Consider the following 11654-nt stretch of genomic DNA (forward strand, 5'->3'; position numbering starts at 1 on the left):
GATGCCGGCCCAGAAAAAGTCAGTCTTGACTGTTTGTTTCGACGCCGGCACGCTGTCCCCGTGCCCACCGCATCGACCCGCGTCCCTCAGCAGGAGCGCAGCCGCGCCACCCAGGCCCGGCTGCTGGAGGCGACCGTGGACTGCCTGGTGGAGCACGGCTGGTCCGGCACCACGACCACCGTCGTCGCGGCCCGGGCCGGCGTCTCGCGCGGCGCGCAGCTGCACCACTACCCGACCAGGGCGACCCTGGTCACCGCCGCGGTCGCCCACCTCGCCGAGCGCAGGGCCGAGGAGGTGCGCACCGAGGCCGAGGCCCTGCCCGCCGGCCCGCAGCGGCTCGACCGGGTGATCGACCTGCTCGCGGCGGCCTTCACCGGGCCGCTCTTCGTCGCCGCCCTCGAACTGTGGGTGGCCGCCCGCACCGACCCGGAGCTGCGCGACGCCCTGGTGCCGCTGGAAGCCCGGGTCGGCCGGGAGATGCACCGGCTCACCGTCGGGCTGCTCGGCGTCGACGAGCGCCGACCCGGGGTCCGCGAGGCGGTCCAGGCCACCCTGGACCTGCTCCGCGGGCTGGGGGTGGCCAACCTGCTCAGCGACGACTCGGCCCGCCGCACCGCCCTGCTGCACACCTGGAAACGCCAGCTCGCCACCCTGCTCACGCCCGACGCCGGGCCGCCGGAGGCGGTACCGCCGGCGACCGGAGCAGCCGGGCGCGGCACGCCCTGACCCGAAGGCCCTGACCGGCACACCCGCCCGGGAGGCACCATGATCGACCTGACAGCCCTGCTCGCCGATCTGACCGCCGAGTCCGAGCAGCTCGACGCCCTCGTCGCCACGCTGCCACCCGAGGGGTGGGCCCGGCCGACACCGGCCCCCGGATGGACGGTCGCCCACCAGATCGCCCACCTCGCCTGGACCGACCACGTGGCCCGGCTCGCCGCGACCGACACCGACGCCTTCTACGCCTCGGTCACCTCGGCGCCGGACCCGAGTCGACTGGTCGACGACGGCGCCGAGCAGTTCCTGGCCCCGCCGGCCGAGCTGCTCACCCGCTGGCGGGCCGGCCGCGCCGGGCTCGCCGAGGCCCTCGCCGCCGTCCCGGCCGGGGAGAAGGTGCCCTGGTACGGCACCGGGATGTCGGCCGCCTCGATGGCCACCGCCCGGATCATGGAGACCTGGGCGCACGGCGAGGACGTCGCCGACGCGCTCGGCGTCACGCGTACCCCGACGGCGCGGCTGCGGCACGTCGCGCACCTCGGCGTCCGTACCCTCGGGCACGGCTTCGCGGCGCACGGCCGGGCCGTGCCGACCGCGCCGGTCCGGGTCGAGTTGACCGCGCCCGACGGCGACGCCTGGGCCTTCGGGCCGGCAGAGGCCACCGAGCGGGTGTCCGGCCCGGCGCTGGACTTCTGCCTGCTGGTCACCCAGCGCCGGCACCGCGCCGACCTGGCCCTGGTCGCCACCGGCCCGACCGCCGACGCGTGGCTGGACGTGGCGCAGGCCTTCGCCGGTCCGCCCGGCGCCGGCCGGGAGCCGCAGCCGGCGAGCGGGGTGCGGGCATGAGCGGGGTGCTGCGGGTCGGCAACGCCTCCGGCTTCTACGGCGACCGGTTCGCCGCCTGGCGGGAGATGCTCGACGGCGGTGAGCTGGACGTGCTCACCGGCGACTACCTGGCCGAGCTGACCATGCTGATCCTCGGCCGGGACCGGATGCGCGACCCCGACCTGGGCTACGCGAAGACGTTCCTCCGCCAGCTCGAGGGCTGCCTCGGCACCGCGCTCGACCGGGGCGTGCGGATCGTGACCAACGCCGGCGGGCTGAACCCGGCCGGCCTGGCCGCCGCGATCGGCGCGCTCTCCGACCGGCTCGGCCTCACGGCCAGAATCGGGTACGTCGAGGGCGACGCCCTCCAGCGTCCGGACGCGCTCACCGCCAACGCGTACCTCGGCGCGTTCGGCATCGCCACCTGCCTCGACGCCGGCGCGGACGTGGTGGTGACCGGCCGGGTCACCGACGCGTCCCTGGCGGTCGGCCCGGCGATCGCCCGGTTCGGCTGGGGGCGCGACGACCTGGACGCGCTGGCCGGGGCGACCGTCGCCGGCCACCTGATCGAGTGCGGCGCGCAGGTCACGGGCGGCAACTTCAGCTTCTTCACCGAGCTGCCCGACGGCGGCCACCGGCCCGGCTTCCCGATCGCCGAGATCCACCCGGACGGCTCGTCGACCATCACCAAGCACCCGGGCACCGGCGGCGCTGTCACGGTGGAGACGGTCACCGCCCAGCTGCTGTACGAGGTGGGCGGCCCGGCGTACCTCGGGCCGGACGTGGTGAGCCGGCTGGACACCGTCCAGCTGCGCCAGGACGGGCCGGACCGGGTCCGGGTCTCCGGCGTCCGGGGCACCCCGCCGCCGGACACGCTGAAGGTGGGCGTCAACAACCTGGGCGGCTTCCGCAACTCGATGACCTTCGTGCTCTGCGGACTCGACATCCCGGCCAAGGCCGCCCTGGTCCGGGGGCAGATCGAGGAGGCGGTCGGCAAGGAGGGGCTGGAGGTCACCCTGGCCCGCACCGACCATCCCGACGCGACCGACACCGAGGCGGCGAGCGCGCTGCTGCACGTACACCTGCGCGACGGCGACAAGGCGCGGGCCGGGCGTGCCTTCTCCGCGGCCGCGGTGGAGCTGGCGCTGGCCTCCTACCCGGGCTGCACGCTGACCACCCTGCCCGGCGACGCCACGCCGTACGGCGTCTTCACCGCCGACGCCGTGCCGCAGGGCGCGGTCCCGCACGTCGCGGTGCTGCCCTCGGGCGACCGGGTGCCGATCCCGCCGCCGCCGCGCACCGCGGCGTCCACCGAGGTCGCGGCGGTCGAGCCCGGGCGGGCCGAGGCCACCGCGACGACGCGGGGTACGACCCGGCGCGGGCCGCTCGGCGAGCTGGTCGGAGCCCGATCGGGCGACAAGGGGGGCGACGCCAACCTCGGCGTCTGGGCCCGCACCGACGCCGGGTACGGCTGGCTGCGCGGCTGGCTGACCAACGAGCGGCTGGCCGAGCTGCTGCCGGAGACCGCCCCGCTGACCGTCGAGCGGTACGAGCTGCCGACCCTGCGCGCGGTGAACTTCGTGATCCGGGGGCTGCTCGGGCAGGGGGTGGCCGCCTCCACCCGGTTCGACCCGCAGGCCAAGGCGCTCGGGGAGCTGCTCCGGTCCCGGATCGTCGACCTGCCGGCGGAGCTGCCGGGACCGGCTGCGGAGGTGATCGCGTGACCATCGTGGACACCCCGGAACGGCGGCAGCTACGGGAGCTGACCCGGGCCTTCGTGACGAAGGAGGTGCTGCCGCACCTGGACGACTGGGAGCGGGCCGGCGAGGTCCCCCGCGACCTGCACGCCACCGCCGCGAAGCTCGGCCTGCTCGGCATCGGCTTCCCCGAGTCGGTCGGCGGCAGCGGCGGCGACCTGCTCGACTCGATCCTCGTTACCGAGGAGATCATCCGCTCGGGCGGCTCGTCCGGGCTGGTCGCCGCGCTCTTCACGCACGGCATCGCGCTGCCGCACATGGTCGCCTCAGGTGACACCGACCTGGTCGACCGGTACGTCCGGCCCACCCTCGCGGGGACGATGATCGGCGCGCTGGCGATCACCGAGCCGGACGGCGGCTCGGACGTCGCCGCGATCCGCACCCACGCCCGCCGGGACGGCGGCCACTACGTGGTGAACGGGTCGAAGACCTACATCACCAGCGGGGTACGGGCCGACTTCGTGACCACCGCCGTCTGCACCGACTTCCCTGGCAGCGGAGAGCTCTCCCTGCTGGTGATCGAGAAGGGCACGCCCGGCTTCACGGTCGGCCGGCGGCTGGAGAAGCTGGGTTGGCACTGCTCGGACACCGCCGAGTTGTCCTTCGTGGACGTACGGGTGCCGGTGGCGAACCGGATCGGCCCGGAGGACACCGGCTTCCTGGCGATCATGCAGGGATTCGCCGCCGAGCGGCTCTCGCTGGCCACCCAGGCGTACGCGACCGCGCAGCGCTGCGTGGAACTGACCGTGCGCTGGTGTCGGGACCGCTCGACGTTCGGCCGGCCGCTGGCCAGCCGGCAACTGATCCGGCACCGGCTGGCCGAGATGCACACCCGCGCCGAGGCGGCCCGGGCGTACGTGCACCAGGTGGCCGCCCGGGTGGCGGCCGGCGAGCCGGTGGTGACCGAGGTGGCGATGGCGAAGAACGTCGCGGTGGCGGCCTGCGGCCAGGTGGTCGACGCGGCGCTCCAGCTGCACGGCGGCTTCGGCTACCTGCGCGACGCGGAGGTGGAACGGCACTACCGGGACGCCCGGATCCTCGGCATCGGCGGCGGCACCACCGAGATCATGAACGAGATCATCGCGAAGGGCATGGGGCTGTGACCACACTGGACACCGCGCTCGACCCGTCCTCGCCGGCGTTCGCGGCCAACCGCGAGGCCCTGCTGGAACGCCTCGCCGAGCTGGACGCCGCGCTCGACCAGGCCCGCGCCGGCGGAGGCGAGAAGTACGTGACCCGGCACCACAGGCGCGGCAAGCTGCTCCCCCGGGAGCGGATCGAGCTGCTGCTCGACCCGGACAGCCCGTTCCTGGAGCTGTCCCCGGTGGCCGCGTACGGCACCGACTTCCCGGTCGGCGCCAGCGTGGTCACCGGCATCGGCGTGGTCGAGGGCGTCGAGTGCCTGGTCGTCGCCAACGACCCGACGGTGCGCGGCGGCGCGGTCAACCCGTGGTCGCTCGCGAAGACCCGGCGGGCCGGCGAGATCGCCCTGGCCAACCGGCTGCCGATGGTCAACCTGGTCGAGTCGGCCGGCGCGGACCTGCCCACCCAGGCGGAGATCTTCATCCCCGGCGGCCGGGTGTTCCGCGACCTGACCCGGCTCTCCGCCGCGAAGATCCCCACGGTCAGCGTGGTCTTCGGCAACGCCACCGCCGGTGGCGCGTACGTGCCGGGCATGTCCGACTTCACCATCATGATCCGGGACCGGTCGCAGGTGTACCTGGCCGGGCCGCCGCTGGTGAAGATGGCCACCGGCGAGGTCACCGACGACGAGTCGCTGGGCGGGGCGGCCATGCACGCCACGAAGTCCGGCCTGGCGGACTTCCTGGCGGAGGACGAGCGGGACGGCATCCGGCTCGCCCGGCAGTGCGTACGCCGGCTCAACTGGCGCAAGCAGGGCCCGCCGCCGCGCACCGGCGTCCCGCAGCCCCCCAGGTACGACCCGGAGGAGCTGCTCGGCATCGCCAGCGCCGACCTGAAGGTGCCGTTCGACCCGCGCGAGGTCCTGGCCCGGGTGCTGGACGGCAGCGAGTTCGACGAGTTCAAGCCCGGCTACGGCACCGCGCTGGTGACCGGCTGGGGCGAGCTGCACGGGTGGCCGGTCGGCGTGCTCGCCAACGCCCGGGGCGTGCTGTTCAGCGAGGAGGCGCAGAAGGCGACCCAGTTCATCCAGCTCGCCAACGCCGCCGACACCCCGCTGATCTTCCTGCAGAACACCACCGGCTACATGGTCGGCACCGAGTACGAGCAGCGCGGCATCATCAAGCACGGCGCTCTGATGATCAACGCGGTGTCGAACTCGACCGTGCCGCACCTGACGGTCAACCTGGGCGCCTCCTACGGCGCCGGTAACTACGGCATGTGCGGCCGGGCGTACGAGCCGAGGTTCCTGTTCACCTGGCCGAACGCCAAGTCGGCGGTGATGGGCCCGGCCCAGCTCGCCGGGGTGCTCTCGATCGTCGCCCGGCAGGCCGCCGCCGCCCGGGGCCGGGACTACGACGAGGACTCCGACGCCGCGATGCGGATGATGGTCGAGCAGCAGATCGAGTCCCAGTCCGGGGCGCTCTTCCTCTCCGGCCGGCTCTACGACGACGGGGTGATCGATCCCCGGGACACCCGTACCGTCCTCGGGCTCTGCCTGTCGGCGATCCACAACGGACCGGTGAAGGGCGCCGGCGGCTTCGGCGTCTTCCGAATGTGAGGCGGACATGATTCGGAAACTGCTTGTCGCGAACCGGGGCGAGATCGCCCGCCGGGTCTTCGCCACCTGCCGCGCGCTCGGCGTCGGGACGGTCGCCGTGCACTCCGACGCCGACGCGGACGCGCCGTTCGTCGCCGAGGCCGACCAGGCCGTACGCCTGCCGGGGAACACGCCCGCCGAGACGTACCTCCGGATCGAGAAGATCCTGGACGCGGCGCGCAACGCCGGCGCGGACGCCGTCCACCCGGGCTACGGCTTCCTCGCCGAGAACGCCGAGTTCGCCGCAGCGGTGACCGACGCCGGGCTGACCTGGGTCGGCCCGTCGGCCAAGGCGATCGCCGCGATGGGCGACAAGATGGCGGCGAAGGCGCTGCTCGCCGAGGCGGGCGTGCCGATGCTGCCGACCTGGACCGACGGTGACGAGATCACCGACTTCCCGGTGCTGGTCAAGGCGTCCGCCGGGGGCGGCGGGCGCGGGATGCGCATCGTCCGGGACGCCGCCGCCCTCGCCGAGGCCGTCGCCTCCGCGCGTCGCGAGGCGGCTGCGGCGTTCGGCGACGGCACGGTCTTCATCGAGCGGTACGTCGAGGGCGGCCGCCACGTCGAGGTGCAGATCTTCGGCGACACCCACGGCACCGTGGTCGCCCTCGGCGAGCGGGACTGCTCGATCCAGCGCCGGCATCAGAAGATCCTCGAGGAGGCCCCCGCCGTCGTCCCGCCGGAGCTGCGGCAGCGGCTGCACGAGGCCGCGGTGGCCGCCGGCCGGGCGGTCGACTACGTCGGCGCCGGCACGGTCGAGTTCCTGCTCGCCCCGACCGGGGAGTTCTTCTTCCTGGAGATGAACACCCGGCTCCAGGTGGAGCACCCGGTCACCGAGGCGGTCACCGGCCTGGACCTGGTCCGGCTGCAACTGCTGGTCGCCGAGGGCGCGCCGCTGCCGCTGGCGGCGACCCCGCCCACCGACGGCCACGCGATCGAGGTGCGCCTCTGCGCCGAGGACCCGGCGCAGGGCTTCCGACCCGCCACCGGCACCCTGCACCGGATCGCGGTACCCGGGGTGACGGCGTCCTTCGCCCCCGCACGGGGCCTGCGGCTGGACTCCGGGGTGGTCGACGGCTCGACGGTCGGCGCGCACTACGACTCGATGCTGGCCAAGCTGGTCGCCTGGGCGCCCACCCGGGCCGAGGCGGTACGGGCACTGGCCGGCGCGCTGGCCCGGGCCGAGTTCCACGGCGTCGCCACCAACCGGGACCTGCTGGTCCGGGTGCTGCGCAGCCGCGAGTTCGGCGCGGCGGAGGTCGACACCGGCTTCCTGGAGCGGCACGACGAGATCTTCGCCCCGCTGCTGCCGGCCGAGCAGGTCCCGCTCGCCGCCCTGGCCGCCGCCCTGGCTTCGGCCGCGGCCCGCCGCGCCGACGCCCCGGTGCTCGCCGAGCTGCCGTCGGGCTGGCGGAACGTCCCGGCGTTCCCGCAGCTGACCCGCTATGCCACGGCGGACGGTGGCGAGATCGAGGTCCGCTACCGGCTGGACCGGACGGGCGCGCTGGCCGAGTGGTCCACCGAGCCGACCAGCGGGTCCACCGTGACGCTGGTGGAGGCCGCCCCGGACCGGGTCGTGCTCGACGTGGCTGGGGTGCGGCGGGCGTTCCGCGTACACCGGGTGGGGTCGGCGGTCTTCGTGGACGGCCCGGACGGGGCGGCGAGCCTCTCCGAGCTGCCCCGCTTCCCGCTGCCCACCGCGGAGCTGGCGGCCGGGTCGCTGCTCGCGCCGCTGCCCGGCGCGGTGACCCGGGTGCACGTCGAGGTCGGCCAGCGGGTCGCCGCCGGCGACCTGCTGGTGACCCTGGAAGCGATGAAGCTCGAACACCCCGTGCTCGCCCCGACCGACGGGGTGGTCGCCGAACTGCCGGTGCCGGCCGGCGGCCAGGTCGAGACCGGGGCCGTGCTAGCCGTGGTCAACCCCGAGGAGGACCCGCGATGAACTTCGACCTCACCCCCGAGCAGGACCAGCTCCGCGACGCCGTCCGGGCGCTGGGCCGCAGGTACGGCCACGGCTACTTCGTAGAGAAGGCCAAGGCCGGCGAGCACACCACCGAACTGTGGAACGAGGCCGGCCGGCTCGGCTATCTCGGCGTCAACATCCCCACCGAGTACGGCGGCGGGGGCGGCGGCATCACCGAGCTGGCCATTGTCTGCGAGGAGTTGGCCGCAGCCGGCTGCCCGCTGCTGCTGCTGGTGGTCTCCCCCGCTATCGCGGCCACGGTGATCAACAAGCACGGCACCGACGAGCAGCGCAAGCGCTACCTGCCCGGCTTCGCCGACGGCTCGCTGAAGGTGGTCTTCGCGATCACCGAGCCGGAGGCCGGCTCGAACTTCCACCGGCTCGGCACGGTGGCCCGCCGGGACGGCGACGACTGGTTGCTCTCCGGCCGCAAGTGCTACATCTCCGGGGTCGACGAGGCGCGGTACGTGCTGGTGGTGGCCCGCACCGAGGACGAGTCGACCGGCAAGCTGAAGCCGGCGCTGTTCATCGTGCCGACCGACGCGCCCGGGCTGACCCGGTCCAAACTGGACATGGAGATCCTCTCCCCGGAGAACCAGTTCCTGCTCTACCTGGACGACGTGCGGCTGCCCGCCGACGCCCTGGTCGGCGAGTCGCTCGACGCCGGCCTGCCGGCGCTCTTCGCCGGGCTCAACCCGGAGCGGATCACGGTCGCCGCGATGGGCGCCGGCACCGGCCGGTACGCCATCGAGCGGGCCTCGGAGTACACCGCCACCCGCAAGGTCTGGGGCGGCCGGAGCATCGGCTCGCACCAGGGGGTGTCCCATCCGCTGGCGCACGCCGCGGTGCAGGTGGAGCTGGCCCGGCTGATGATCCACAAGGCGGCCGCCCTCTACGACGCCGGGCGCGACCTGGAGGCCGGCGTCTCCGGCAACATGGCCAAGTACGCCGCCGGTGAGGCCGCCGCGCTCGCCGTCGACACCGCCGTGCAGGCCCTCGGCGGGGCCGGCATGACCACCGAGTACGGCGTGGCCACGCTGCTCGGCGCGGTCCGGGCCGGCCGGATCGCCCCGGTCAGTCGGGAGATGGTCCTCAACTTCGTCGCCCAGCACGTCCTCGGCCAGGAAAAGTCGTACTGACCACCCGCCGATGCGCGGATTGACAGCGGGAGCCGGGCGAACATGCTTGTCGGATGGGGCGAATCCTGAGGCCGGACGCGCGGACCGTGGCGGTGGTCGCGTCACTGGCGGCCGTCGCGGTGCTGGTGGTCCTGGTCGTCTGGCACCCCGTCGGCATCCTGACGGTCGGGCTGGCGCTGCTCTGCGTCCTGCTCGCCACGGTCGCCGGCACCGCGGTGGCCGCGCTACGGCAGCGGGACGACCGGGAGGTGGCCACCGCCTCCCCCGGCCAGCCGGACGCCGGACCACCCGGCCTCGACGCGGACACCCTGGACGCGCTGGACAGCGGCGCCGTGCGGGCCCGGCTCGGCGCGACCCGGCAGGTCGGCGACCACTGAGGGCCGGCGGGCAGGTCAGCGACCGGTGAGGGTCGGCATGGCCAGGACGTCCACGCCCCGGCCGGCCAGGCAGCGATAGGTCCGGTCGAGATCCGTGCCGCTCGGCGGTAGCACCTCCAGGTGCCAGCCGGTGGTCTGGTCGAGGCCACTGGTCAGCCGGAAGGTCCGCGTGTTGCACACCGCCCCCACGACGGGGTCGGCGCTGACCTCGGCGTGGCCGGCGCCGACCAGCCGGGCGGGCAGGTCACCCTCCAGGTAGGACTCCCAGGTGTGCCGGCCGTCGCAGGAGATCCGGGCCGCCTCCGCCCGGTCGCCGCGCAGCCGCACCGGCCCGAAGCACTCCAGCTCGGGGGCGCAGCGCGCCGCCACCGGCAGGGACACCGCCGGTCCGACCGTCGCGCAGCCCGGCAGGGGACCCCCGCCGGCGGCCGGCGAGGACGACCCGCTGCCCGCCGCCGTCGGGCTGGGCGCCGCCACCAGCGGGGCGCCGCCGGCGACCCACGCCCCGGCGCTCGCCGAGGCGGCCAGGGCGAGGACCCCGGCGCCGCCGAGGAACCACCGCCGTCGCCAGCGCCGGCCGGTGTGCGGCACCGTCGGATGGTCACTCTCGGGCGGGGTACGCGGGCTGGTCCGGCCGCCGGAATGCGGGCTGCCGGTGGTGGCCGGGCCGCCGGTGGTGGACCGGCCGCCGACCGGCGCCCCGGAGACCGGCGCCCCGCTCACCGGCGCCGGGGCCGGGTCGAACGGCAGGGCGACCAGCAGGTCGCGCAGCTCGATCGCGGAGGGACGCGCATCCGGGTCGTTGGACATGCCCGCCCGCAGCACGTCGACCAGCTCGGTCGGCACCCCGGGCAGCTCCGGGATCTGCTGGTGGAACATCTCCAGCACGGTGACCAGGCTCGGGTTCCGCTCCGACTGCCAGCGCGGCGGGCGGCCGCTCATCACCGCGTAGAGGGTGGCGCAGAGCGCGTACACGTCGACGGCCGGCGAGGGCGGGCTGTGGCTGAACATCTCCGGCGGGGCGTACGCCGGAGTCAGCACCTCGAGGGTGACCGAGGCGTCGCGCACCTCGGCCAGCACCGCCAGCCCGAAGTCGGCCAGCACCGCCGGGTTGAAGTGCGAGTAGAGGATGTTGGCCGGCTTGACGTCGCGGTGCAGCACCCCGGCCGCGTGCGAGTGGGCGAGCGCGTCGGCGATCTTGATGCCGAGGTCGCGGGTCTCGGACGCACCGAGCGGCGAGGTCCGCATCCGCTCGGCGTACGAGCCGTCGCAGAGCTCCATGATGAGGTAGGGGTGCTGGTCGACGGTCACCCCGACGTCGAAGAGGTCGACCACGTGCGGGTGGGACGACATCTTCCCGGCCGCCCGCGCCTCCCGCAGGAACCGGGCCTGGTCCCGCTCGCTGTCCAGCGTGCGGTTCTCGACCTTGACGGCGACCTCGCGCCCGACCGAGATCTGGGTGGCCCGGTAGACGGTGGCGTAACCGCCCCGGGCGAACACCTGCAGATCGGTCAGACCGGGCACGATGGGCAGCCGGAGGGCGCCGGGCGGGGTCTCGGTCACGGCTTCGAAAATACCCGTCCCACCGACGCGCTCAGCGGACCGTACCGGCGGGTGACGCCGACCCGGTGCTCTCCCCGGCGCCCGCCGGGTCGCCGTCCGGGCCGTCGACCGGCGTCGACGTGGCTGCGCGCCGGGCGTCCCAGTGCAGGCCGAGCGCGGTGGCGACCGCGCCGAGCCCCTCCCAGAGGGCGACCCCGATGAACCGGTCGGGCGCGACGTCGGCCAGCACGGTCAGGGTGAAGACGGTGAAGGTGACCAGCCGGAAGACGACCGTGAACCGGTAGAACGGCCGCCACTCGGTGGCGGTCGCCAGCAGGTAGTAGACCCCCATGTTGAACGAGGCCATCGAGGAAGCGGTGAGGAACGTGCCGGTGTGGTCGCCGGCCGCCCGGGTCTCCGGCACCTCGAAGCCAAGCAGCCGCAGCTGCGCCTCCGGCCAGACCAGCCCAAGCGCCCCCATCAGCAACGCCAGGACGCCGAAGACCGCGATCGTCCAGCCGGCGCCGGAACGCGGCAGCCTCATCTGTCCTCCCACCCGGACGGCGCGACCGTCATCGACGGACGACCGCGTGA

General features: G+C 74.6%; 10 protein-coding genes. 8 read left to right on the plus strand and 2 right to left on the minus strand.

Annotated elements, in window-relative coordinates:
• The first annotated feature begins 60 nt into the window (after nucleotides 1-60).
• The 8 genes from ACLQ2U_RS03135 to ACLQ2U_RS03170 are packed head-to-tail and all read left to right on the plus strand — an operon-like array spanning nucleotide 61 to nucleotide 9518.
• Nucleotides 61-726 carry a TetR/AcrR family transcriptional regulator gene (locus tag ACLQ2U_RS03135; protein WP_425748990.1) on the plus strand — a complete coding sequence of 222 codons (666 nt, stop codon included), beginning with the start codon at nucleotides 61-63 and terminating at the stop codon, nucleotides 724-726.
• A 39-nt stretch (nucleotides 727-765) separates the two neighbouring features.
• Nucleotides 766-1563, plus strand: a complete 798-nt coding sequence (locus tag ACLQ2U_RS03140; RefSeq protein ID WP_425748991.1) for a TIGR03084 family metal-binding protein — start codon at nucleotides 766-768, stop codon at nucleotides 1561-1563.
• A complete protein-coding gene (locus ACLQ2U_RS03145; RefSeq protein ID WP_425748992.1) occupies nucleotides 1560-3266 on the plus strand; it encodes an acyclic terpene utilization AtuA family protein in 1707 nt (568 codons plus the stop codon). The genes ACLQ2U_RS03140 and ACLQ2U_RS03145 overlap by 4 nt, the downstream gene beginning before the upstream one ends.
• Entirely contained in the window at nucleotides 3263-4402 is a 1140-nt protein-coding gene (locus tag ACLQ2U_RS03150; protein ID WP_425748993.1) for an acyl-CoA dehydrogenase family protein, read from the plus strand. Before ACLQ2U_RS03145 ends, ACLQ2U_RS03150 begins: the two co-directional genes overlap by 4 nt.
• Nucleotides 4399-6000: an acyl-CoA carboxylase subunit beta gene (locus ACLQ2U_RS03155; protein WP_425748994.1), complete on the plus strand. Its 1602-nt coding sequence runs from the start codon at nucleotides 4399-4401 to the stop codon at nucleotides 5998-6000. Before ACLQ2U_RS03150 ends, ACLQ2U_RS03155 begins: the two co-directional genes overlap by 4 nt.
• Nucleotides 6001-6007: 7 nt before the next feature.
• Nucleotides 6008-7981, plus strand: a complete 1974-nt coding sequence (locus ACLQ2U_RS03160; RefSeq protein WP_425748995.1) for a biotin carboxylase N-terminal domain-containing protein — start codon at nucleotides 6008-6010, stop codon at nucleotides 7979-7981.
• Nucleotides 7978-9141: an acyl-CoA dehydrogenase family protein gene (locus tag ACLQ2U_RS03165; RefSeq protein WP_425748996.1), complete on the plus strand. Its 1164-nt coding sequence runs from the start codon at nucleotides 7978-7980 to the stop codon at nucleotides 9139-9141. The genes ACLQ2U_RS03160 and ACLQ2U_RS03165 overlap by 4 nt, the downstream gene beginning before the upstream one ends.
• A 53-nt stretch (nucleotides 9142-9194) precedes the next feature.
• On the plus strand, nucleotides 9195-9518 hold the full coding sequence (locus ACLQ2U_RS03170; protein ID WP_425748997.1) for a hypothetical protein: 324 nt from the start codon (nucleotides 9195-9197) through the stop codon (nucleotides 9516-9518).
• A 15-nt stretch (nucleotides 9519-9533) separates the two neighbouring features.
• On the opposite strand, the gene ACLQ2U_RS03175 is transcribed toward ACLQ2U_RS03170, so the two are convergent.
• Together ACLQ2U_RS03175 and ACLQ2U_RS03180 are read right to left on the minus strand one after the other, a co-directional pair.
• Nucleotides 9534-11081, minus strand: coding sequence for a protein kinase domain-containing protein (locus ACLQ2U_RS03175; RefSeq protein ID WP_425748998.1), 1548 nt, complete (start codon nucleotides 11079-11081; stop codon nucleotides 9534-9536).
• A gap of 31 nt (nucleotides 11082-11112) precedes the next feature.
• Entirely contained in the window at nucleotides 11113-11604 is a 492-nt protein-coding gene (locus ACLQ2U_RS03180) for a hypothetical protein (RefSeq protein ID WP_425748999.1), read from the minus strand.
• Between the last annotated feature and the right edge of the window lie 50 nt (nucleotides 11605-11654).

The organism is Micromonospora sp. DT47 (assembly GCF_049844475.1).
Classification (GTDB): Bacteria; Actinomycetota; Actinomycetes; order Mycobacteriales; family Micromonosporaceae; genus Micromonospora.

Bases quoted from the DNA above. Each gene is read 5' to 3' on its own strand.
- ACLQ2U_RS03140 (WP_425748991.1), top strand. From the start codon at position 766: ATGATCGACCTGACAGCCCTGCTCGCCGATCTGACCGCCGAGTCCGAG.
- ACLQ2U_RS03165 (WP_425748996.1), top strand. From the start codon at position 7,978: ATGAACTTCGACCTCACCCCCGAGCAGGACCAGCTCCGCGACGCCGTC.
- ACLQ2U_RS03160 (WP_425748995.1), top strand. From the start codon at position 6,008: ATGATTCGGAAACTGCTTGTCGCGAACCGGGGCGAGATCGCCCGCCGG.
- ACLQ2U_RS03145 (WP_425748992.1), top strand. From the start codon at position 1,560: ATGAGCGGGGTGCTGCGGGTCGGCAACGCCTCCGGCTTCTACGGCGAC.
- ACLQ2U_RS03170 (WP_425748997.1), top strand. From the start codon at position 9,195: ATGGGGCGAATCCTGAGGCCGGACGCGCGGACCGTGGCGGTGGTCGCG.
- ACLQ2U_RS03180 (WP_425748999.1), bottom strand. From the start codon at position 11,604: ATGAGGCTGCCGCGTTCCGGCGCCGGCTGGACGATCGCGGTCTTCGGC.